The organism is Glutamicibacter sp. JC586 (assembly GCF_009805585.1).
Lineage (GTDB): Bacteria > Actinomycetota > Actinomycetes > Actinomycetales > Micrococcaceae > Glutamicibacter.
Genome location: NZ_VHIN01000017.1, coordinates 203,702 through 224,098, shown reverse-complemented (window position 1 = coordinate 224,098; position 20,397 = coordinate 203,702). Strand labels below are relative to the sequence as shown.

At 57.2% G+C, this 20,397-nt stretch carries 16 protein-coding genes; 8 read left to right on the top strand and 8 right to left on the bottom strand.

All coding sequences use genetic code 11. From position 1 onward, the window contains the following. The first annotated feature begins 3 nt into the window (after window positions 1–3). Together FJV47_RS12965 and FJV47_RS12960 are read left to right on the top strand one after the other, a co-directional pair. Entirely contained in the window at window positions 4–351 is a 348-nt protein-coding gene (locus FJV47_RS12965) for a P-II family nitrogen regulator (protein ID WP_159613688.1), read from the top strand. A gap of 38 nt (window positions 352–389) precedes the next feature. Then, a complete protein-coding gene (locus tag FJV47_RS12960; RefSeq protein WP_159613686.1) occupies window positions 390–1,520 on the top strand; it encodes a tyramine oxidase subunit B in 1,131 nt (376 codons plus the stop codon). Window positions 1,521–2,311: 791 nt separating this feature from the next. Here FJV47_RS12960 and FJV47_RS12955 read toward each other — a convergent pair. The 3 genes from FJV47_RS12955 to FJV47_RS12945 form a co-directional block, all read right to left on the bottom strand. After that, window positions 2,312–2,713 carry a nuclear transport factor 2 family protein gene (locus FJV47_RS12955; RefSeq protein WP_159613684.1) on the bottom strand — a complete coding sequence of 134 codons (402 nt, stop codon included), beginning with the start codon at window positions 2,711–2,713 and terminating at the stop codon, window positions 2,312–2,314. Window positions 2,714–4,364: 1,651 nt separating this feature from the next. Beyond that, on the bottom strand, window positions 4,365–5,603 hold the full coding sequence (locus tag FJV47_RS12950; protein ID WP_255475168.1) for an allantoate amidohydrolase: 1,239 nt from the start codon (window positions 5,601–5,603) through the stop codon (window positions 4,365–4,367). Between the two features lie 33 nt (window positions 5,604–5,636). Further along, a complete protein-coding gene (locus FJV47_RS12945) occupies window positions 5,637–6,803 on the bottom strand; it encodes an FAD-dependent oxidoreductase (protein WP_159613682.1) in 1,167 nt (388 codons plus the stop codon). A 117-nt stretch (window positions 6,804–6,920) separates the two neighbouring features. Here FJV47_RS12945 and FJV47_RS12940 point away from each other — a divergent pair, with 117 nt between their 5' ends. Together FJV47_RS12940 and FJV47_RS12935 are read left to right on the top strand one after the other, a co-directional pair. Continuing rightward, complete coding sequence (locus FJV47_RS12940) at window positions 6,921–7,796, top strand: LysR family transcriptional regulator (RefSeq protein ID WP_159613680.1); 876 nt, start codon at window positions 6,921–6,923, stop codon at window positions 7,794–7,796. Between the two features lie 54 nt (window positions 7,797–7,850). Next, complete coding sequence (locus tag FJV47_RS12935) at window positions 7,851–8,405, top strand: hypothetical protein (protein ID WP_159613678.1); 555 nt, start codon at window positions 7,851–7,853, stop codon at window positions 8,403–8,405. Window positions 8,406–8,489: 84 nt separating this feature from the next. On the opposite strand, the gene FJV47_RS12930 is transcribed toward FJV47_RS12935, so the two are convergent. Genes FJV47_RS12930 through xylA form a run of 3 tightly spaced genes read right to left on the bottom strand, consistent with a single transcriptional unit; the run spans window position 8,490 to window position 12,419 of the window. After that, window positions 8,490–9,758 (bottom strand): FAD-binding protein, encoded by a 1,269-nt coding sequence (locus FJV47_RS12930; protein ID WP_159613676.1) that lies wholly within the window; start codon window positions 9,756–9,758, stop codon window positions 8,490–8,492. Window positions 9,759–9,767: 9 nt separating this feature from the next. Continuing rightward, a complete protein-coding gene (xylB, locus tag FJV47_RS12925; protein WP_159613674.1) occupies window positions 9,768–11,195 on the bottom strand; it encodes a xylulokinase in 1,428 nt (475 codons plus the stop codon). 36 nt (window positions 11,196–11,231) lie between these two features. Then, window positions 11,232–12,419 carry a xylose isomerase gene (gene xylA / locus FJV47_RS12920; RefSeq protein ID WP_159613672.1) on the bottom strand — a complete coding sequence of 396 codons (1,188 nt, stop codon included), beginning with the start codon at window positions 12,417–12,419 and terminating at the stop codon, window positions 11,232–11,234. A gap of 132 nt (window positions 12,420–12,551) precedes the next feature. Between xylA and FJV47_RS12915 the strand changes: the two genes are divergently transcribed. Beyond that, a complete protein-coding gene (locus tag FJV47_RS12915) occupies window positions 12,552–13,787 on the top strand; it encodes an ROK family transcriptional regulator (protein ID WP_159613670.1) in 1,236 nt (411 codons plus the stop codon). Here the strand turns inward: FJV47_RS12915 and FJV47_RS12910 are convergent. After that, window positions 13,784–14,566, bottom strand: a complete 783-nt coding sequence (locus FJV47_RS12910; protein WP_235026458.1) for a MerR family transcriptional regulator — start codon at window positions 14,564–14,566, stop codon at window positions 13,784–13,786. The two genes, FJV47_RS12915 and FJV47_RS12910, sit on opposite strands and share 4 nt — an antisense overlap. Before the next feature lie 278 nt (window positions 14,567–14,844). Here FJV47_RS12910 and FJV47_RS12905 point away from each other — a divergent pair, with 278 nt between their 5' ends. The 3 genes from FJV47_RS12905 (at window position 14,845) to FJV47_RS16725 (ending at window position 18,603) form a co-directional block, all read left to right on the top strand. Then, entirely contained in the window at window positions 14,845–16,134 is a 1,290-nt protein-coding gene (locus FJV47_RS12905) for an adenylosuccinate synthase (RefSeq protein ID WP_022875364.1), read from the top strand. 508 nt (window positions 16,135–16,642) lie between these two features. After that, window positions 16,643–17,950, top strand: a complete 1,308-nt coding sequence (locus FJV47_RS12900) for an ISL3 family transposase (protein WP_159613667.1) — start codon at window positions 16,643–16,645, stop codon at window positions 17,948–17,950. A gap of 518 nt (window positions 17,951–18,468) precedes the next feature. Continuing rightward, window positions 18,469–18,603, top strand: a complete 135-nt coding sequence (locus FJV47_RS16725) for a hypothetical protein (RefSeq protein ID WP_255475162.1) — start codon at window positions 18,469–18,471, stop codon at window positions 18,601–18,603. A gap of 92 nt (window positions 18,604–18,695) precedes the next feature. Here FJV47_RS16725 and FJV47_RS12895 read toward each other — a convergent pair whose 3' ends face one another. After that, entirely contained in the window at window positions 18,696–20,225 is a 1,530-nt protein-coding gene (locus FJV47_RS12895; protein WP_159613665.1) for a sodium:solute symporter, read from the bottom strand. Window positions 20,226–20,397: the final 172 nt, after the last annotated feature.

Sequence of the window (20,397 nt, the reverse complement as noted above, 5' to 3'; positions counted from 1 at the left end):
GCCATGAAACTTATTACCGCAGTCATCAAGCCCATCCGGCTTGAATCAATTTGTTCCGAACTGGAAAAGGCCGGTTTCTCGGGAATAACAGCCACTGAGGTCCAAGGCCGTGGCGCCCAGGGTGGGCGCACCGAGTACTACCGAGGTCAGGAATTCTCGGTGATGTTCCGGACCAAGATCCGGCTGGAGTTATTGGTCGCCGACCCGGATCTGGAACGTGCGCTAGAGATTATCGTCAACACCGCCAAGACCGGAGATGAAGGTGAGATCGGTGACGGAAAGGTCTGGGTGACCACTTTGGAACAGATCATCCGCGTGCGCACCGGCGAAACCGGCGAAGCAGCCATCTAAGTTTGAACGTTTAGCAGAATCCAACGAAGGAGTTCCACATGACTACTATCAACTTCCGTTACCTCAGCGAACAGGACATGATCGCTGCCGGCGTCACCGATATCACCCGATGCACCGACGTCATGGAAGAGGCATTGATCCTGTTGCGCAACGGCGACTACCGGATGGCCGGCGAAAACGGCAATTCGCATGGCGCAATGATCACCTTCCCGAAGGATCCAGAACATGAGGGCATGCCCAGCGATGGGCCGGACCGCCGTTTCATGGCGATGCCGGCCTACCTGGGTGGCCGCTTCCGCACCACGGGAGTGAAATGGTACGGCTCGAACACCGAAAACCGTACCAAGGGTCAGCCTCGCTCCATCCACCTGTTCACCCTGAATGACACCGACACCGGTGCACCGATGGCTGTGATGAGCGCCAACCTGCTCAGCGCCTACCGTACCGGTGCTGTTCCAGGTGTGGGAGTGAAGCACCTGGCCAAAAAGGATGCCAAGGTTGCCGCTGTGGTTGGCCCCGGCGTAATTGCTAAGTCCGTCATCGACGCGACCCTGTCGCTACGCCCGAGCATCGATACGGTGACCATCAAGGGGCGTTCGGCGGCAGGTGTCGAGACCTTCGCACAGTACATCCGTGAAAACTTCCCTCAGGTGACTTCGGTGGTGGCTGCCGAGACCATTGAAGAAGCCATCAAGGACGCGGACGTCATTATGGCGACCACCAGCACCGACATCAAGGGCTCCGAGGCTTTCCCTTACTTCCCAACCGCCGCAATCAAGCCCGGTGCACTCCTACTGCTGCCAGCCGCTGCTCGTTTTGATGATGACTTTGTTATCAATGATGCACGCCTGGTCCTCGACGCCCGAGGTCTGTACGATGCGTGGGCTGAGGAATACGGAACCCAGGCTTACCAGCTGCTGGGCATTCCGGGGACGCACTTCCACGATTTGATGCGTGAAGGCAAGTTGCCAGAATCCAAGCTGGAAGAGATCGCGGACGTTGCTGCCGGCAAGATTCCAGCTCGCCGCAACGATGAGGAAATCATCCTCTACTCGGTCGGTGGCATGCCGATTGAAGACGTGGCCTGGGCTACCGATTTGTACCAGTCGGCCGAGGAGAAGAACATCGGCCAGGTGCTGAATCTGTGGGAGACTCCGGTCCTCGCCTAAAGATTTAGGTCCGGGGAAACCGGACCTTGAAATACGTAGATCCCCGAAAAGCGGAGTGTGGCCGCTGTTCGGGGATCTGCCATGTCCGGGACCAAGTTCATCTGTCGTGGAAGGATTGCCGTGGTCGCTACAGTTTGCCCAACGGGCCCCGGCGGGTCGATCCACATCGCGTCCAGCCCGCTCAGTCTCGACGTCGAGTATCGCAAGGAGTTCTATCGCAGGGACGATGGGCAACAGTGGCTGCGAGTTTGACGGGGTGATGAACACATTCGTTTGGGAGGCAGAGCACCAGCTCGATTTAGTACTGCCGCCGGCCAAACAAGACATGAATCTATTTCGAATCCTGCAGTGCTATCAGTTTCCGAAGCTCTCAGAAGTCTGTCTATTTTCTTCCGTGTTACGCCGGTTTGTCCGTAGGGGGAACGCTTTATGGGACAGCGGGGCTTCGCCTCGATTTGGCCATCCCGTGAAAAGCTATAGTGTAAGAAAACCGAAGAGCGACCGGGGGTAACGACATGGAAAGTGCCGACGTCATTATGATCGGCGTAATCGTGACAATCGGATTGATTGGCGCGGGCTTCTTCACGAAGAAGAAAAGTCGAGACTAGTCAGTTCACTTGCACTTCCGTGCATGTATCTACCAGGCGTCAGCGGAGGGCCAGCTCCATTGCCGTGATTACGCTCAGGGGCATCAGAAGAGCTTCGCCTGCACCGGTCAAGGTTCCGCTACGGGACAGAATCAAGCCAAACCCGTCTCGTAGCAGGAACGTTCTATGGGACAGAGCGTGACGTCAGGCGCTGAATGGAAGCTCAGGTCGCAAGTGGTACCCGTCTTTTACGTGTGAGTAGTCTCGCGCTGTTGTTACTGCGCCTGACTCGTCGAATGAAAGTACTGTGCATCCTGAAACGGTCACTGGTTGGTCCTTGATGAACATGACGACCCAGTACTCGACGGAAGCTAAACTTCCATTGACGATTGGTTCGCTGAACCATGTTTCTGCCGGTTGGGTTTCCTCCGCGAAGCATTCCTCCAGATAAGCGCGCAAACCGCTAGGCCCACGCAATGGTCGGAACATCGAGGCCCAGTGGTCACCGTCGTCAGCTTGCAGCCCGACAATTGCATCTACATCCTTGAGTGGCCAAGCGGTGGCCCATGTTGTCGCCCAGCGTTGCGCGGCTTCGATAGTTTGCATGTTGAATTCCTGTTGACGTAGATGTTTGGTGACTGCAGGTTGTTCGGGCGGCGCGAGCAGCCCGGCTCCCATAAGACTTGCAATTGCTTGCAACGCTACTATCGGCCGAGCAGATTCACGTTATAGGTTCGTTCAGTGTCGCCCTGTGCTGACTTTTTCAAACTGTCCCGTAAGCCGGTCGTCGTATGGGTCACTCGATCCGTTGACTTGCTAAATATTCGAAACTCCGGGTTTTCAAAGCTTTCAGATTCCCGTTTACCCCGCCCGAGAAAAAGCCCGGTGAAGGGGCCATATACGGACCCCAGAAAACGACCGTTTTAGACCAGGATTGCGCTTTCTAAAGTTAACGGTCGTTTAGGTACGAATAATAACAGCAGTCTTGGAAACTTCAGAAACGAACGTTTGGTTCACAGGGCCAACTGAGAACCAACGGCATTATTGGAAGAAAGGTGGTCTTATCTTTCATATAGATGTCCGGTGTCCCGTATTCGTGTAACGTCGCTTTGACTTAAATTTGTACGAACACTTACTGCACGTACGGATACTCCATGCAACAGGGCCAAAGAAATAGCATTTTCAAGTTCTGCAATGCATCCAACCAATGGGCCGGCAGGTGTGGGGTTCTTCTCGACTGATTGCAACTGGACCAATCTAGCGATCAACGTGTCAATCGTTGTCCAGTCATATTCAACCGCTGTGTTGGAATCGTTCTCGTGGTGAAATATGACCCAATCGTTCATCAGCTGCAGTCCTCTCACGCAGTGACGTTGCAAGCAAATACCTTGCTTGCAGGCTCATAGGCCCCAAATTGAATGCCCTTTACATAGACTCTAGCGCTGGTTAGTAAGCGATAGTTCGCACTGACGACGAAGCGTGGTTCGCGATAGATATTGGCGACACGGCATGAGTGATTATTGGTAGACGAAACCGAAGCCGCGGTCGGTTGAAGGTCTCGGCTGAAGACTTATGCGACCCGCCACGTTATTTGCGGACAAGAACTGGATCCTTGACGCCTGCGATGGATACGCCCAGGGCAACTAAGGCAACTCGATTCACCCTAAGGTACGTGCGGACCAAGTTGTACTGAATTTTCGCAAAATGATCCGTCTAGGCCCGAGGTATTCCTGCCACATTGGTGGATAAACTTCATATGCGCTCTTTAGCCACGCATGCTGCGGCCAGCTCTAGCGGCGAAGTTGTTCAGCGCCTCGATGTCATTGGGTGCGATCCCTGCCCTGTGACCATTGATATGACCTAAAGGATTCAAGGCCCCGACTTGTTCCAGGCACTCGATATTGAGCTATGCGGCGCTGGAAGAGGGACCGGTGACTTCATTGAGCATCTAGGCGGTGATGGCTGGTTCGCGGAAGATCAACTCTGTGACCGATTTCAGCCCTTTTACATGGGTTCTCCTGCAGGAATGGGAATCACTTAGCTCTGTATTCCCTCAAACTGTGGAAAGTGGGAATACAGAGATAGGGGATTCTCAGCGACTATTCCAGTAATTTGGGCAGTTCTTTTCGGACCACAGCAACTTTCGGCCGGTGGCATTTAGTCCCTGCGATTTTTGAAGTTGGTTCCAGAAGTTGCATATGGCAGCGTAGCTTCGGGCAAAATCTGCCCAAGTTCAGGTGAAGAGATCCAGCCCCGGCTATTGAAGCAACGATGCTAAGGCATCGGACAAAGCTGCCGCGCCGAGTTCGGCATCAGCGTCTTCTACATATTCTTCAGGGGAGTGGGAGATGCCGTTGGGGTTGCGAACAAAAATCATTGCACTCGGTACGTGCCCGGCGAGTACGCCAGCATCATGCCCCGCACCGGTATCGAGTACCGGAGCGTTGGGCAGCGCCAGTCCAAGCTGCCCCGAAAGCTTTGCATCAAAACTTACCGTTGGACTCAATGATTCTTGGGATAAATCGAGGGTGCAGCCCTCTTCGGTGGCAATGACCTGCGCCGACTCGTGAATCTCTTGGACAACACCGGCCGTAACCGCATCATCTGGATGGCGCACGTCCAGCCAGTAGTCCACCCGCGAGGCAATGACATTAGTTCCGCCAGGAACCGGTTGCAGCCGGCCCACTGTAGCTCGCGCGTTATCCCGTGTGCGGGCAATCTGCTGCACCGCGGTAATGCTGCGGGCAGCAGCCACCATCGGATCCTTGCGGTCAAACATCAGCGTGGTTCCTGCGTGGTTACCTTGTCCCCGCATGCTCAACTTCCAACGTCCGTGGCCGAGGATGGATCCGCCGATGGCCACCGGGTGATCCAGATCCGCCAGCCCGAGTCCCTGTTCCACATGCAACTCGACAAAGACACCAATCTGTCCCAAGAGGCGGCGGTCTGGGCCGATGAAACGTGGATCTAGCCCATTGCTGGATGCTATGTCGGCAAAACTATTGCCGTCAGGATCCCTCAGATTCAACGCCCTGTTTCGGTCAATGGCTCCGGTGAGCAGACGCGAGCCCAAGCAAGCCACACCAAAGCGAGAGCCTTCCTCTTCCGGGAACACCACGATGGCCATGGCACGGGTGCGCACTAGGTTCCGTGACTGCAGCAAGTCAAAAGCAATCAATGCGCTGGCTACGCCCAGCGGCCCGTCAAAGGGTCCGCCACCGGGAACCGAATCGAGATGGCTGCCGGTGACAACAGCGTTGGTGCGGATTCCTGTGGGCAGATCCCACCAGGCCCAGAGTGCGCCGTTGCCGTCTTCCTCCACGCTGAGCTGCCGCTTGGTGGCTTGTTCAATGAACCATGTGCGCAAATCAAGTTCAGCACTGGAATACACCGGGCGGGAATAGCCTCCGCGCAATTGGTCTTGCCCGGTGCTGGCAATGCTTGCCATGAGTGCGGTGACTGTCGTAGTGGGCAGGTCTAGCGGGATGTTGAACAAGGGATTCTCCAAAATAGCTTGCTGCTGGGACTTCTAGACCATGGCTTTGGCGTGTGATGCGAGGCGGAAAAGCTCAGGGGTTTCCCGCACCCCGGTGGCCAAGTCCGCAGCAAGCTCGCCAAGCAGCGGGCCGAACTTGGCTCCATGCCCCGAGCATGGCGAGAGAATGGTGATTCCGTTGGCTTCATCCATGATGAAATCCTCGGTGGGGGTGGAGCTGAAAATACAGGTGGTTTCCGCATATGGAGTTGGCTCCAGGCCAGGCAGGTACTTCTTCACGTACTCGATCACGCGTTCGCGGTTGGCTGGATCGATCTGGCCGTTCTGCTGGCTGGCCGTATCTAGCTGTCGTCCCGCCATGTATTCGGCAACCTTTTGTCCACGGAAGTTGGCGTCGCGACCACCGGGTAGCCCGTAGGACTTAAAAGCTGGGTCTTTGTGGATGTACGTTGGCCACGCTTGGCGTGCTTCGGGATCCTGGTCCCGGTAGGGGAAGTGGTACGCATTTTCTTGGTACACAACCATCTTTGGAACGCTGCGGACAAAGCCAGACGGCAGGGGAGGGTTGCCCAGAAGCTCTGGCAACCAGCCACCTGCAGCGACGATGATCTTGGATGCCAAGTAGGTGCGACCATCTGCGGAAGTGAGTTTGTAACCGGTGGCGGTTGCCTCGACGGAAGCCACAGGCCATTGGGTTTCCACCTGGGCGCCGTGAGCCTTGGCCTGGGCCACCATGGCCTGAACGGAGCGTTCGGCATCGAGCACTCCGGCTCCTGGATGCCAGAGGACTTCGGTATCAAAGTTGATTCCAGTAAAGCGGTTGCGGGCTTCGGCGGCGGAGAGCAATTCATGTTCCACCCCGGCGTTGGCGAGAATCCCGGCGAGCATACGTGGATTGCGCAGGGGTCCGTAGTCCGCTGAACCGCAAGGGTTGATCAGCTGGCTGCCGCTGGCCTCTTCGAGTTCATCCCAGGCTTTGCGCGCTTGAACAACAAGGTCTGTGTAGAGCTGGTTGGGGTAGCCGTAACGGAAGATGCGTGCTGAGCCGTGCGAACTGGCATCGTCAGTGGCGGGCACTTTGCGCTCCAGCAGGGCAACTTCATGGCCTCGCTGAGCCAACCGCCATGCTGCCGAGGAGCCGGCGAGGCCTGCTCCGATGACAACGTATTCTGCAGAGGGCGACTGGGACGAGGTGCTCATGGCTTGCTCCTGATCTGGGCATCTTTGTTGTTCTACCTCTAGTAACCCACGAATATTATTAGGGCGTCCAATACCTTTTTCCTAGACATTATTAGTTTTTGTGCAAAAATTGAGTGCATGGAACTCCGCCACCTCCACTACTTCCTCGTTGTTGCTGAACATTTGCACTTCGGCCGTGCCGCCGAAGAACTTCGCATGTCGCAACCACCGCTGACCGTCGCGGTGAAAAAGCTGGAACAAGAGCTGGGCGTGCAGCTCTTTGACCGCACCACCCGCAGCGTGATCCTCACGCCCGCGGGGCGGATGTATCTGGACCGCATCAAGCCATTGCTGGCGGATCTGGATAAGGCCAATCAAGAACTGACCGAGGCAGGACTGGGGCTACGCGGACGGCTCAATGTCGGATTTGTCAGCTCTGCCAGTTATGCCACCATGCCGTCGGCGCTACGCAGGTTCCGCGAACTGCGGCCCAATGTTGAGCTGGTGCTGCACCCGCTGACTACCGACGAGCAAATTGAAAAGCTGCTAGAAAATAGTCTTGATCTCGGAATTCTGCGTGATCCAACACGAGTGCCCGGCGTCGAATTGCAAGAGATCCATTCGGAGCCACTGGTAGTGGCGCTTCCGGCCGGTCATCGCCTGGGCGCCAATGGGCAAATCAAGGCCGAGGATCTTGCAGATGAGGACTTTGTCCTCTTCCCCTACAAGTACATGAGCGGTTTCTACTCGCTGGTGCACTCATTATTCGATGGCCGCACGCCACCTCGGATTGTTGAGCGAGCCATTCATCAGGAGACCATTCTCGGGCTGGTCGCCGCCGGGCTAGGAGTCTCAATCCTGCCTGCATCGGTGTCGCGCTTCCAGATGCCTGAAGTCTCGTTCCACCCGTTGGCCGGTGAGCCAAAGACCCGGCTTTATGCGGGTACGGGGACCCCGAATCCTGCGGCCCAGGCTTTCCAACAGTGCTTGCTTGAGGCTGACCGCGAAGGCTGAGTAAGTACGTGGCGCGAATGGGGTGGGCTAAGAGTTCTCGGTAGCATGCTGAATATGTCTAGTCTTGAATCCGAGCCGTCTAAAGACCCGCTTGGCCCAAAGTCATCGTTCCTGCCCGGTGGCATCCCCCTTCCGGGGCGCTATGCCCGATTCGAGGGACGATTGTACGAGTGCCGGGAGGTGAAGCCCGCGTTCGAGAACGCCCCGGTCACGCAGCTGATACTCATCTCCGCTACGGAAAACCCGGGTTCCGGATGGCAGCTCACGCGTCCGTATCCGGGTAGTTCCACTACCGAGTGGACTAGGATCATCGAGCGTTCCGAGGCCAACGAAACTTTCCAGTGCGCCGGGTCGGCGACGTGGTCTGGTATCACCATGTTCAACCTTGAGTATCTTCCTGACGAGAATCTGATCGGTGGATACATGGACTCTGCTGTCAATAGGTTGGAGGACGATAGGTATATCTCAGTGCGCCTATATCAGATTGAGCAGCATCTCTTTTTTGGATACGTGCCGCTGGATGAGCTTGAGGGACTACGACTTAGTCACGTGAAGTGGCCGGAAGATCCTAAAAGGTCAAAAAAGAAACTTCGGAGATTATTCAGATAGCCGGGCATCCACTAGGCGACGGTTCCTTTAGGGCGACAACTAGACCGACCGGTATAAGCTCGGCGTGCTTTAGGGCTTTAGAACCTAAGCATCAAAGAGATTGCGATCAAGGAATTCGTTGTGGAATTTGCCCGCAGGATCCAAGCGCTGGGCCAACTCGATAAAGTCGTTGAACTTTGGGTACAGCTTCTCTAGTTCGGTTGCAGCGGCTGTGAAGAGCTTGCCCCAATGCGGACGGGCTTCAAAAGGCGCTAGGGCCGCTTCAACCTGTGGCAGGATTGCCTCGACGTCTTCCTGCTGTGGCTTCCACGTAAAGTGCAAGGCAATGCCGTCACGGCCATAGTTGCCACTGAGCCACAACTCATCGGCGGCAATGGTTCGCACCTCAGCCACCAGCAGCAACGGGGTGATGACAGAAGACAGTTCGCGCATCGCGGTGATGGCTTGAACAGCGTATTCACGCGGGACCAGATACTCGGTCTGTAACTCTGCTCCGGCGCTGGGCATGAAGTCCATACGGAAATGCGAGAGGCGATCTGACCAAGGCCCAGCCACACCGAGCTGTTCGCTGCAGATCGCGCCATCGGCACCGGGCAATGGGTGCATCGGAGCGATCGCCGCCAGGCCACCAAATTTTCCCTGATCGATATCATCGAGAAGTGCATCGCCAACACGACGCTTGAGCCATGTTTGGCCTACCAAGTCTCCGCTCCAGTCGGTGAACAGGCTGACGCTGTAGGCCGAGGCCTGGATTCCATCAAAGTTGTTCAGAACTTTGTCCCAGGCCAGCTGCTCATACACAGTCTGCTGTACATCAAAGCTCGGCACAACATCCAAGGTCAGATGGGTGATCACGCCTAGCGCGCCAAGGGACACCACATAACCGTTGAACTCTGGGTCGTTGCGATTGACGGTCAGCTGTGAGCCGTCGGCGAGCACCAGTTCCACCGCACTGACTGCGGTGGCAAGATTGCCGTGGGCTTCGCCCGAGCCATGCGTTCCGGTGGACACCGCGCCGGCCACCGAGATATGTGGCAGGGAAGCGAGATTGTGCAACGCAAAACCGGCGGCATGCAGTGCATCGGCCAGCGCGCCGTAAGTGATCCCGCCACTGACGCGCACGCTCATGGCCTGCGTATCGATATCAATGACTTGTGGCATCTTGGCCTGAGAAATCATGGTTTCGCTGGTATCGGCGATGTCATTAAAGGAATGGCGGGAACCGAGCACGCGCACCTTGCTGGCGGCGCGAACCTGTTCCTGCAACTGCTCAACGCTTGTGGGGTACAACAGTTCGCTGGCACGGTACTCAAGGTTTCCTGCCCAGTTCAGTTCCTTGGTCTCTAGCTCCACGACTGATCCTTACTTCTCTAGCCACTGGCTGGAAACCAGCGAACGGTAGCGTTCCAAAACGTGCGGTGTTGCTTCTGCCGCAGGGACTTCGGTGGAGTCCTGGGTCCACTGCGGGAATGCTCCGGACAGCACGCCGGCGGCTTGCCGTGCCGCGCCATCAGCCACATATTCACCCGGGGCCGGAACGATGATCGGCAGGCCTAGTACTTGCGCTGCAATCTGCTGCACCGCTGTGGACTGCGCTCCGCCGCCCACCAGGATGATGCGCTGGGCCTGAACCCCTTGGGCTTCAAGTGCGCGCAACCCATCGGCCAACGAGCAGATGATTGCTTCCACCGCACTGCGAGCCAAGTTGGGTGCGGTGTAATTTGCGCGGGTGATTCCGTGCAACGAACCGGTGGCATCTGGCAAGTTCGGGGTGCGCTCGCCGTCAAAGTAAGGGAGCAAAGTCAGTCCATCGGAGCCCGGGGTGGCAGATAATGCGAGGTCATTGAGCTCTGCCAGGCTCACCCGGAGTAGGTTGGCGGTGGCATCAAAAATTCGGGTGGCGTTCAACGTGCACACCAGGGGGAGGTAGTTTCCAGTGGCATCGGCAAACCCGGCCACCAGCCCGCTGGTGTCAACCGAGGGGGTATCGGCCACGGCGAAGACCGTGCCGGAGGTGCCCAGGGACATCACCACATCGCCTACCGTGGCGCCAACCCCTAATCCGGCGGCGGCGTTATCGCCTGCTCCTGGGCCGATCAGCGCGCCGGTAGCGGTGCGGCCGATGGATTCCAACGGGCCAGCCACAGTAGGAAGAATTGGGGCGTGCCCCAGATGCTGTTCTAGGGATTTGAGGTCATAAGACTTTTCGGCGGCCCGGTAATACCCGGTGCCCGAAGCATCGGAACGGTCGGTGCCTAGCGTGGCCAGGCCTTCTGCACCGCTGCCCGGGCCATAGCCAGCCAGGCGCCAGGACAGCCAGTCGTGGGGCAGGCAGACCGCGGCGACCTTGGCCGCATTCTCCGGTTCATTGTCCTTGAGCCAGCGAAGCTTGGTCAGCGTAATTGAGGAGACGGGCAGGGTGCCGGTGCGCTGCGCCCAGTAGGCGGCGCCAGCCTCGTTATCACCGTCGCCGGCCTCGGTGATGATGTCGCGGGCCGCCTGCGCGCTGCGGGTATCGTTCCACAGCAGCGCAGGGCGGATCACCGCACCGGTGGCATCCAGTACCACCATGCCGTGCTGTTGCCCGCCCACCGAGATCGCAGCCACATCATCCAGGCCTCCGGCCTGAGTGATCGCTTCTTGCAAGGCAATCCACCAGAACTCCGGATCCACCTCGGTGCCCTCCGGGTGGCTGGCGCGTCCGGAGCGGATCAACGCGCCGGTGTCGGCGTCGCGGATGACCACCTTGCAGGACTGGGTGGAGGAGTCGATGCCGGCAACGAGCGTCATTGGACTGTGGCTACTTTCTACGGTGGGGGTGGCGGTTTAGCGGGCGCCGAGCAGGTGCTCGATGGCCAGCTGGTTCAGGCGGATGAAGGCGAAGTTGCGCTGTGCGGCAGCCTCGGCGTCAAAGCCCGCGAAGCTGGCGGAGTCATTCATCAGATCCGCTGCGCTTTCCCCGGCGTTCAGGGTGGTTTCACCCAGTTCAAAGACGCCGGAAACCTTCATGGCTTCCTGTACTTCTGGATCCGCGCGGAAGGCCAGGGCGCGTTCCTTGAGCAACAGGTACATGGACATGTTGGCCTTGGCCGAGTCCCACACACCGTCGTAGCCATCGGTGCGCGATGGCTTGTAGTCGAAGTGGCGTGGGCCGGTGTACTTTGGCCCGCCGTTAGGGAAGCCGTTCTCCAACAGGTCAACGGTGAAGAATGCGCTGGTCAGATCGCCGTGGCCGAAGACCAGGTCCTGGTCGTACTTGATGCCGCGCTGGCCGTTGAGGTCAATGTGGAAGAGCTTTTCGGCCCACAGCGCCTGGGCGATGCCGTGGGTGAAGTTCAGGCCCGCCATCTGCTCGTGGCCGGTTTCCGGGTTCAAACCGACGATGTCACCGTGCTCGAGCTGCTCGATGAATGCCAGACCGTGGCCGACGGTTGGCAGGAAGATATCGCCGCGTGGTTCGTTCGGCTTTGGCTCCAGCGCGATGCGCAGGTTGTAGCCCTTGTCCTTGATGTAGCCAGCTGCGGTATCCACGCCTTCGCGCATGCGGTTCAGTGCTGCGGCCAGATCCTTGGATCCGTCGTATTCGCTGCCTTCACGGCCGCCCCACATGACGAAGGTTTCGGCGCCCATTTCTGCTGCCAAGTCGATGTTGTGCAGGACCTTGGCCAGTGCAAAACGACGGATCGAGCGGTCATTGGAGGTGAAACCGCCGTCCTTGAAGACCGGGTGGCTGAACAGGTTGGTGGTCACCATTGGGACCTTCAGACCGGTCTCTTCAAGAGCTGCGCGGAAGTCAGACAAGATCTTTTCGCGTTCAGCCTCGGTGGCGTCAAAAGGAATCAGGTCATTGTCGTGGAAGGTGATGCCGTAGGCGCCGAATTCGGCGAGCTTGTGTACGGCTTCTACTGGGTCTAGGTTCTTACGGGTGGCGACGCCGAACGGGTCGGCCCCGGTCCATCCCACGGTCCAGAGGCCAAAGGTGAAGTGGTCTGCAGGGGTCGGGGTAAGGCTCATGGTGATACATCCTTGGATCGTTCGCGGTGGCTCATGCCATTTAGTTTATGTTCTGAACTATATGGGCGCTCATGCGCTAGAGTCAATAGTGAGCAGTCCAAAAACAGTCCAGAAAATTTTCAAGGAGAGGCCATGCGCCAGCCAGCGACTACCGCCCGAGCTGCAACATCTTCGGCCCCGGGCAGCGTCGGCGATGTGCGCAAAGCCAACCTGGCCAGGGTCCTGTCGGTGATCGCAGCCGCCGGGGAAGACCAACGGCTATCGCGTGCCGATATCGCGCAACTCAGCCAGCTCACCAAGGCCTCGGTCTCCAGCTTGGTCACCGACCTTCTGGCCGCCGGATTAGTTATTGAAATTGGCGTGCATCGCGACGGGGAACGCGGCCGCCCCTCGGTGGGACTCATTCTGAACCCCGCGCGCTGCGTCATGGGCATGGAAATCAATGTCGACTACATCGCCGCAGGGCTGGTGGACCTCAGCGGCAAACTGCTGGCTCACGAAGTCCTGCCCCGCGCCAATCACAGCTCAACAGCCAGCGAAGTGCTCGCTGCGTTGGGGGAGTTGAACCAGAGGCTCCAAGCTGCTGCCCAGGCTCAGGGTCTGATGATCCTCGGCGGAGGATTAGCCGTTCCCGGTTTGGTCAACGAAGAACATTTCATCGTCCTGCAGGCACCAAACCTTGGGTGGGTTCAGCAGGAACTGGACGTGGCAGCATTGCTGCCTGAACCCAAAACCCGCTTCCGGCTTTTTAACGAAGCCAACGCCTCAGCGCTGGCCCAACAGCAATTGATGGACGCGCAAGAGAACGACTTCCTCTTCGTCTCCGGGGAAGTGGGCATTGGCGGCGGATTGATCATCGACGCTGAACTCTTTGTCGGGCCCCAGGGCCACGCCGGCGAACTCGGCCATGTGGTGATCGCACCCGATGGCAAAACCTGTAGCTGCGGCGGACGCGGTTGCTTGGAGACCATTGCCGGACAGGAAGCTATTTTGGCTGCCGCTGGGCTTGGCGATGGCACGGAAACCGCATCGCGCCAAGAACGAATCAGCCGCCTCTACCAAGCACTGAAAGCCGGAGACGAACCAGCGATCAACGCGGTAGCCGAGGCCGGAAAATCCTTGGGAATCGCCGTGGCCTCGGCCCTGCGCCTCTACAACGTTTCCACTGTCGTTTTTGGCGGGCACTTCGCGGCCCTTGAACAATGGATGCGTCCGGCTATGGAAGCCAGCCTCCAGATGCACGCGCCGAGCATTGCTGGCCAGACGCGGCTGCTGTGTTCGCCTCTGGGCCAAACCGGCGCACTGGTCGGTGCAGCACGCAGCGTGGTGGGGGACTTGCTGGAAGCTCCGTACCAACTGGTGGATTAGGGCGTGCCGACCGGCTGCTGAAGTTCGGTCACCCAATCAGCCTGGTCATCGGACACGGCACGCACGTAGACTTCGCGGCACGGACCGGTCGGGACTAAACCGCGGGCGAGGACTTCTTCGTGCACGGCCTGCCAGCTTTCATGGATGGTGTCCATAGCTCCGAGGTGCACTCCGCAGATGGCTTCGGGCACTGCGGGAAGCTCGATGATCTCGACATCGGCCAGGCTCTGAGTGCTCGTGGCATACCCGGCGATGACCTCCACTCCATCCTCGGTACCGTTGTATTGCGCAATCGGTGTGGCAAGACTTTCGCCCTGAATGGACTGCGCGATTCTGTCGAAGAGCGGGCCGATGCGTCCAGCGATTTCAGGCTGCTCGGCCACCGTGAAACGGCCGGCGGCCAAGCGCACCGCGGGCAATGGCTTGTGAATGATTTCAATGCGTGACATGAGGTTCTCCTTGGAAATCAGTTGCAGGCGCCGCCGCACATCAGCCAAGCGTTGCGTGGCCAGCTGGTGCTCGGCCTCAACCTGAGTCTGGCGAATCTGCAATAGGTCGGCTATTTTTTCTACGCTCGCACCTTGATCCAGGATCAAAGAAATTTCTTCGAGCCCAAATCCCAAATCACGCAAGGCAACAATCTGATGCAAGCGCTGAAGCTGGGAGGGATCATAGGAGCGATAGCCGCTAAACGGGTCCACGTGGGCGGGTCTGAGCAGGCCGGCAGCATCCCAGTGCCGCAACATGCGGTGGGTTACCTGACCGATCTGAGCAAACATCCCGATGAATAACATTCTTCAGTTCTCCGCCCTCACACTGTGTCAGGGTCAAGTCTGCATCAGAAAGTCATTGATATCCATGTTTAAGCTCGACTCCGTGACGCACAACTCGAGATTCACTAATCGTTTCGGTAAACTTTGGTCGTAAGAGCCCCTAACTCTTGCAACGAACCTTCGGGTTTCAGTGAGCAGGACAGGGGCATATTTTTTGCCCGGTACCGTGCCGGGACGGCGCTAAGCACGCCGTAACCACTGCTTTTTGCAAGGGGGAGGATCCCATGCCAGCAATCGTGATCGTCGGAGCCCAATGGGGCGATGAGGGTAAAGGTAAAGCTACCGACCTACTCGGTGGCAAGGTCGACTACGTAGTGAAGCCAAACGGCGGCAACAACGCCGGGCACACCGTAGTCGTCGGCGGAGAGAAGTATGAGCTTAAGCTTCTTCCTGCGGGCATCCTTTCGCCAAATGCCACTCCGATTATCGGCAACGGCTGCGTGGTGAACCTTGAAGCCCTCTTTGATGAGATCGATGGCTTGGAATCCCGCGGCGCCGACACCTCGAAGCTGCGCGTTTCGGCCAACGCGCACCTGGTGGCTCCGTACCACCAGACCATGGACAAGGTCACCGAACGCTTCCTGGGCAAGCGTGCCATCGGCACCACCGGACGCGGCATCGGCCCAGCCTACATGGATAAGGTCGGACGCCTTGGCATCCGCGTACAGGACGTCTTCGACGAGTCCATCCTGCGGCAGAAGGTTGAAGGTGCACTGCGCCAGAAGAACGAACTTCTGGTCAAGATTTACAACCGCCGCAGCGTCGAGGTCGAGGAAATCGTCTCGTACTTCCTGTCCTACGCTGAGCGCCTGCGCCCACTGGTCATCGACTCCACCTACGAGCTGAACAAGGCTCTGGACGAGGACAAGGTTGTGCTGATGGAAGGCGGCCAGGCCACCTTCCTGGATGTGGACCACGGAACCTACCCATTCGTGACTTCCTCCAACCCAACCGCTGGCGGCGCATCGGTGGGCTCGGGCATCGGCCCAACCCGCATCACCCGCTCCATCGGCATCATCAAGGCCTACACCACCCGTGTGGGTGCCGGTCCGTTCCCGACCGAGCTCTTTGATGAGATGGGCATCTACCTGCAGAAGACCGGTGGCGAGTTCGGTGTGAACACCGGTCGCCCACGTCGTTGCGGTTGGTACGACGCAGTTCTGGCTCGCCACGCTTCGCGCGTGAACGGCTTCACCGACTACTTCGTGACCAAGCTGGATGTGCTCACCAACATTGAGCAGATTCCAGTGTGCGTGGCCTATGACGTAGACGGTGTCCGCCACGACGAAATGCCAATGACTCAGACCGACTTCCACCACGCGAAGCCGATCTTCGAGTACTTCCCGGGCTGGACCGAGGACATTTCGGATGCCAAGACCATGGAAGATCTTCCGGAGAACGCCCGGAACTACATCCTGGCATTGGAGAAGATTTCTGGCACCCGGATCTCCGCCATCGGCGTGGGCCCGGACCGAGATCAGACCATCGTGCGTCACGATCTGATCCAGGACTAGATACATAGACGTTAGGGAGCCGTCGCAGTTCATTTATTGATGAACTGTGGCGGCTTCTTTTAAGTCGCAAGGTTTGGACAAGTATCTCGCTCCATATCAGATTCGCGATAGCAGGGATCGGATCATTAGGAGGGTTGTACTTTATGTAGCGGCTGGAGCGAAGAATCAAAATACAATTACTAGTTACCTGCGAGACGGTCGCTACTAATGCAGCCTTTTATTTCCAATTAAGAGAGGCATGTTAGGTTTTATTAATTTATTGCAGGATTTCGATTTTATAATAATTTCCGCGAATTAATCTGCGTTTTCCAGAAAAATTGTAGTTGATGCCCAATATTAGGTCCTCTTTATGGGGTATGCGGAACGTATTGGGGCTCTTCCGGATTGAGAGTGTAACTACCCCAACCCAACACCACAGATCCCGGGCATGTCACCAAGGCACGAAAAAGTCGAGGCCTTCAAAGATAATGGAAGTTACCACACTAACCATTAACAAAAGACCTCGACTGTGCCCCATTCTATCTTCACCCCACCAAATCTCACGACTTTCACCGGCCTAGATCAACTAGGACTCACCGCCATAGGCCAACGGCTCACCACTGTGAAAGCTGAAATTCTCTGTAAAGTCACCAATCCTGCCCCATGGTGTCGCACCTGCGGTGAAGCCGGTGTTCCCCGAGATACCGTCACCCGGCGTCTGGCCCATGCACCCTTCGGATGGCGGCCAACCACCCTGATCATCCGTCACCGACGCTACCGATGCGCCACCTGTCAGAAAGTGTGGCGTGAAGACCTCACCGGGGTGGCAGTACCACGACAGAAAATCAGCTACACCGGCATCCACTGGGCCCTAACCGGGCTGGTCACCCAATACCTCTCTGTGTCACGGATTGCTGAAGGCCTCGGCGTCACTTGGAACACCGCCAATGACGCTGTCTTGGCTGAGGGGCAACGTCTGCTCATTGATGATCCGGCCCGGTTTGAGGGTGTCACGGTTCTTGGCGTGGATGAGCATGTCTGGAGACATACTAAGACTGGTGATAAATACGTGACGGTCATTGTTGATTTGACCCCAGTGAAAAACGGTACCGGCCCCTCGCGGTTACTCGACATGATCCCTGGGCGGTCTAAAGCGGTCTTCAAAACCTGGCTAGCCGAACGAGACGAAGCGTGGAAGCAACGCATTGAAGTGGTAGCGATGGACGGTTTCACAGGCTTTAAAACCGCTGCCGTTGAAGAGTTACCGCAGGCGGTGGAAGTCATGGATCCATTCCATGTCATCAAACTCGCTTCCGAGGCCATGGATCAAACACGGCAACGAATTCAACGAGAAGAACACGGGCGGCGTGGGCGTAAGGAAGACCCGTTGTATCAGTGCCGACGCACGCTGACCAAGGGGTTAGCTTTCGCTACCGAGAAGCAGAAAGCGAGGCTGGATGACCTGTTTAAAAACCGGAAGTATGAGTCGGTGCAGATCGTGTGGAGTGTGTATCAGCGGATGGTTGATGCGTATCGGCAGGAGAAACCAGCTGTCGGTCGATGGGCGTTAGATCAGCTGATTGAGGAGATCGGGACTAGTGTTCCGAAGGGGTTGCCGGAGTTGAAGAAGCTGGGCGGGACGCTGCGTCGACGCAAGTCGGATGTGCTTGCATATTTTGATCATGTGGGCTCGTCGAATGGTCCTGCCGAAGCGATCAATGGCAGGTTGGAGCATTTGAGGGGTATTGCTTTGGGGTTCAGGAATTTGGCGCACTATATCGTGCGGTCGTTGTTGGAGACCGGTGGGTTTAGGCCTCGTTTACACCCTGAATCCTGAAGAGCCCGTATTGGTCGGCTAGACGCCGTTCGATGAGTGCCAGGTGGTGTTCCTGTGCATCCGGGAGTTCTATGTAAATCCCGGGGGCACTGACTAATCTGTAGACGAATAAGCAAATTCTCCGAAAGCGCAACGAACTTTTCCAGCGCCGAGGGGAACCGCTAGATTCAATCAGAAAAACAAGTGGCAGCCCGAATTTTTCGGGCTGCCACTGTGGGCTTTGCGCTAGCAAATTCCTAATCGTCCGTCTCAGAACGATCGTTCTGCCGCTTATTGTGTGGCTTCGAATAATTTCTCCGGAGAACGACGAACAAGAAAACTGCGAGTCCTACCGTTACCAATACGGGAATTATGATGAAAACTATTAGTTCATATGCGTTAGGTACTAGTGGGTTCATCGTTCTATGCTACCCATTTACAGGACTGCGTGATACCCGAGCTGCTGGTAATAAACCGGATGGTTGCGGCCTGTCCGCTGGAGGCCCAGCCGATTTTTCTATTTGAACATGCTGGATCACATGACTAATCAAGGTTTCTTGGCCCCACAGTTCCGGGACTCGTTGGTGGTGGACAGCGAGCCTCAAGCGCTTTTGGAGGCCCTGTCCTCATGGCAGGCACCGGCGGCCAAATGGAGCACGGGATCTAAGAACTAAAGCACGAGGAACAATTCGAGCCCTGTGCTCAACGGTTGCACCGCTGAGCACAGGGCTCGAATTTATGGGTCCAACTCAGTTTGGCTGGCGGGCTAGAGCGTAGGCTCCTGTGCTGTCGCGGCCACTGAGTCGTCCTGGATCTTGCCAGCAACGCGTAGGTTCCAGTGCTCAATGACCTGTCGGTCCGTGGACTTGGTCAACATTGAAACAACGATGAACGCTACGGCCGAAGCAATCAGACCGTAATAGATCGGCTCGTTGGCATAGACACCATCGAACTTGTTCTCGGCCCGGATCTCTAAGATGATCATCGTGCCCAGGGTCACCAAGGAGCCAGCAGCCATGGAGGCCGTAGCTCCGACACCATTGCCACGCTTCCACAGCAGGCCTCCGATGATGGCCACCAGCAAACCGCCCACCAGAATGTCGTAAGCAATGGTCAGTGCGGCAACCACGTCATCCACCAGAATGGCCAAGGTGACCGTGACTACACCCAGCACCAGCACCCAGATGCGGTTGGCACGAACATCGTGCTCCGGGTTCTCATCCGAGTTGACCTGGATCTGCTTGCCAAACCAGCTAGCGACAAATGGAGTCACGTCGGTGCGTGCCACGGTGGCAGCTGCGATCAAGGCACCCGAGGCGGTGGACATCATGGCGGCAACAGCAGCTGCCATCACCAGACCGCCCACGGCTACTGGTAGCAACTGTGTGGCGACCTCTGCGTAAACGACGTCCTTATTATCTGCAGCTCCCGCAATCTCTGGCAGTGCTACCTTTGCAGCCATGCCGATCAGCGCGCCTGCTGCACCGTAGAGGATGCAATAGATACCAGCGGTCATGCCGCCGAATCGAGCCACCTTAGGAGTCTTGGCGGTGAATACGCGCTGCCAGATGTCCTGGCCGATGAGCAGGCCGAGGGTGTAAACCACGAAGTAAGTGATGATCGACTGTAGTCCGATACCAGTAAAGCTGAAGAACTCTTCACCAACACGTTCACGGATGCCATCAAGGCCGCCCGCGGCGTGCATCGAGAACGGAAGCATGAGGGCGAAGATGCCAATGGTCTTGATGACGAATTGAACCTGATCGGCCAGGGTAATGGACCACATGCCACCGATGGTCGAGTAGACCACAACAATTGCGCCGCCGATAGCGATAGCTACCCACTTTTCCCAACCGAAGAGCACCACAAAGATGGTGGCATAGGCGCTGGTCGAGGTGGCGCAGAGCATGAGGGTGTAGGCGAGCATAACAATGCCGGAGGTATTGGTGGCTGCTGCGCTGCCGTAGCGCAGATTGAGCATCTGCGAGACGGTGAAGACCTTGAGCTTTTGCAAAGTTGGCGCGAAGAATACTGAAAGGAGGATGACTCCGGTGCCGATGGCAACGACTAGCCACATACCTGAGATGCCCCATTTGTATCCCAGCCCTACGCCACCCACGGTGGAGGCGCCGCCGAGTACGACTGCGGCCATAGTGCCGGTGTAGAGGAATGGGCCGAGGCGCCGACCGGCGACTAGGTAGTCGCTACTGTTCTTGGTGCGGGACTTGCCCCACCAGCCGAAAGCGAGCATTGCAGCGAGATATAACGCGACAATGCTCCCATTGATGAATTCCATGGACTTCCCCGATGCGAGTGAGAATGCTTACTATCAGTAAACTTTTATTTCTCAATAGGCTACTTGTGTGACCTATGACAGGTCAATGCCTATCGAGTTTGTGTCTGTGAAGTGGACCGCTACGAGCTGTGATTAACATTACTGTTCTATGGTTCTCGAAAATATAGACAAT

Coding starts and splice junctions, on each gene's coding strand:
- FJV47_RS12915 (WP_159613670.1), top strand. CDS start 12,552: ATGCGCCAGCCAGCGACTACCGCCCGAGCTGCAACATCTTCGGCCCCG.
- xylA (WP_159613672.1), bottom strand. CDS start 12,419: ATGAGCCTTACCCCGACCCCTGCAGACCACTTCACCTTTGGCCTCTGG.
- FJV47_RS16725 (WP_255475162.1), top strand. CDS start 18,469: ATGACTAATCAAGGTTTCTTGGCCCCACAGTTCCGGGACTCGTTGGTG.
- FJV47_RS12960 (WP_159613686.1), top strand. CDS start 390: ATGACTACTATCAACTTCCGTTACCTCAGCGAACAGGACATGATCGCT.
- xylB (WP_159613674.1), bottom strand. CDS start 11,195: ATGACGCTCGTTGCCGGCATCGACTCCTCCACCCAGTCCTGCAAGGTG.
- FJV47_RS12910 (WP_235026458.1), bottom strand. CDS start 14,566: ATGTTTGCTCAGATCGGTCAGGTAACCCACCGCATGTTGCGGCACTGG.
- FJV47_RS12955 (WP_159613684.1), bottom strand. CDS start 2,713: ATGCAAACTATCGAAGCCGCGCAACGCTGGGCGACAACATGGGCCACC.
- FJV47_RS12945 (WP_159613682.1), bottom strand. CDS start 6,803: ATGAGCACCTCGTCCCAGTCGCCCTCTGCAGAATACGTTGTCATCGGA.
- FJV47_RS12940 (WP_159613680.1), top strand. CDS start 6,921: ATGGAACTCCGCCACCTCCACTACTTCCTCGTTGTTGCTGAACATTTG.
- FJV47_RS12895 (WP_159613665.1), bottom strand. CDS start 20,225: ATGGAATTCATCAATGGGAGCATTGTCGCGTTATATCTCGCTGCAATG.
- FJV47_RS12935 (WP_159613678.1), top strand. CDS start 7,851: ATGTCTAGTCTTGAATCCGAGCCGTCTAAAGACCCGCTTGGCCCAAAG.
- FJV47_RS12905 (WP_022875364.1), top strand. CDS start 14,845: ATGCCAGCAATCGTGATCGTCGGAGCCCAATGGGGCGATGAGGGTAAA.
- FJV47_RS12965 (WP_159613688.1), top strand. CDS start 4: ATGAAACTTATTACCGCAGTCATCAAGCCCATCCGGCTTGAATCAATT.